Raw genomic sequence first — 1,676 nt, forward strand, 5'->3', positions numbered from 1 at the left:
TCCTGTTCGCAAGCGGTAAAGGATCCCTTCAAAGGTCATTCTATGTTCAGATTTATTATAAATGCGGCCAGTGTTCTTCATTACTTGAAGTAGCTTTTGCCACCGCTTATCAGTTAGCATGAGTCTCGGCATGGTATGGCGTTACAGTTTGTTTTTGGCGAAAGAGATTATAACGCCTTATCATGCCGTTCAAAAAACAATCACGAAAGATCAACACGCCCTAGACACCCATTTCTCTAATTGTTCCACAATGCTCGTTTCAGTCTGTCCTTGTGCGATTGTTAACGACGCTTCATCCAAACTGATCGCATTTTCATGTAGGAGAGAGTGAACCTTATTGATTAACGCTTGGCTCTCTATTCGATGCTTTGCACAAAAATGGCTAACTGCTTTTTGTTTCGGCCAGTCAAACACGTCAATGCCTTGCGTTTGAGCCCATTGCTGTATCTCTTGCTCTGTGTGCTTTTCGTTCAATGCATCTTTCTGTGAATCCGTCAGCTGCCACAATGACGACGATGCTTCTACGGTATTTGCTCCGAGGATATGCACCCACTCAGGTTGTCGACTGTGTATCTTCTGGTAAACATAAGCGCCAGAGAGAGTACCGAGCCAATCAGCGGTATCACTTGGTTCAGCGAGCAACAAAAAATAGCTTGCTACTGCCGGTACGTAGTAATGTAAAAACCCTTTTCGCGCTGCTGAAAACTGCACTTGAAGGCGATTTCTTAACTGCGCGAGAACAGCGTCGAACCCTACCGTGTTTGGAGCAGAAAAGTATAAAGTCCTATCTTTGGATAGCTTATCGACAATGGGGTCATTCGTTCTCAAAGGAATAACAAGTGGACTACGCTCTATCATCACTGATAGCGGCGTCGATAAATAAAGTGGTTCAATATTGTGACCAGCAATAAGCCCATAAACCTCTTGATGCATGCCGTCATAGTCACTCACTAACGCATACCAGTTTATCGGCTCATCACCATGTGTGGATACTAGATGTAAGCTCATACGTTATTCCCACAGGGGCAGTCTGATAGAGGGCAACTACCGTCAGGTTGTTTAAGGCACGCTTGCGTAATTGGTGTTTCAGATTTAACGTCGGCAATAACCTGTTGCACAAGACTCGCCGTCGCTGGAACAGCGATAAGCGTCGGTGCCCCTTGCTGTGTTTCTGACGTGGTCATTACATCAATCGCTTGAATATCGGGGAGCGGCGCGGCCTCGGGATCGGCTAAGGCGTCGATAGTTTTCGGACGCTTCGCCATTTGCCCATTAAAGCCTGGGCCACTGCCTGCGCTGCCGCCTGAGTTTAGGTTCACTGAGGCACCAGAAGCATGCACGCCGGCAGCGTCCACTTTCACAAAGCTACCGCCGGCACTTAAGGTAACTTCTGCACCGGCTTCGATCACCAACTTCGCGCCCGTTTTTAGGTGAATGTCACTCCCTGCTTCCACCGTATGAACCTTACCGACTTTGTAGTGCTCACTGGCTTTGACGAGATTAGAGTGGTTGCCACCAATACGGGTGCGACTCTCTCCCTCCACGGTGTGGTGGGCATTGCCCATCACACGATGAAATTGGTCATTGTGTACCTGATGGTGGTTGTCATGACCTATCTCGGTCACGCGGTCGTTTCTACCTCGGTGTGCCAGTCTTTTTGCGCGTGTAAATACACT

At 48.0% G+C, this 1,676-nt stretch carries 2 protein-coding genes and 1 pseudogene; all 3 read right to left on the minus strand.

The genetic code is table 11. The features are described 5' to 3' along the window. Positions 1-132 (minus strand): annotated as a pseudogene (locus tag DZ54_RS24515) (IS5/IS1182 family transposase); the annotation flags it as partial. Positions 133-210: 78 nt separating this feature from the next. Further along, positions 211-1,008, minus strand: coding sequence for a DUF4123 domain-containing protein (locus DZ54_RS22880; protein ID WP_037355140.1), 798 nt, complete (start codon positions 1,006-1,008; stop codon positions 211-213). Beyond that, positions 1,005-1,676 (minus strand): bacteriophage T4 gp5 trimerisation domain-containing protein (locus tag DZ54_RS0116805; RefSeq protein ID WP_420804869.1); only part of this gene is annotated, 672 nt, incomplete at its 5' end. The genes DZ54_RS22880 and DZ54_RS0116805, both read right to left, overlap by 4 nt.

Source organism: Salinivibrio socompensis S35 (assembly GCF_000513715.1).
Taxonomy (GTDB): Bacteria; Pseudomonadota; Gammaproteobacteria; order Enterobacterales; family Vibrionaceae; genus Salinivibrio; species Salinivibrio socompensis.

Excerpts from the sequence above, each read along its gene's own strand:
- DZ54_RS22880 (WP_037355140.1), bottom strand. The coding sequence starts at position 1,008 with ATGAGCTTACATCTAGTATCCACACATGGTGATGAGCCGATAAACTGG.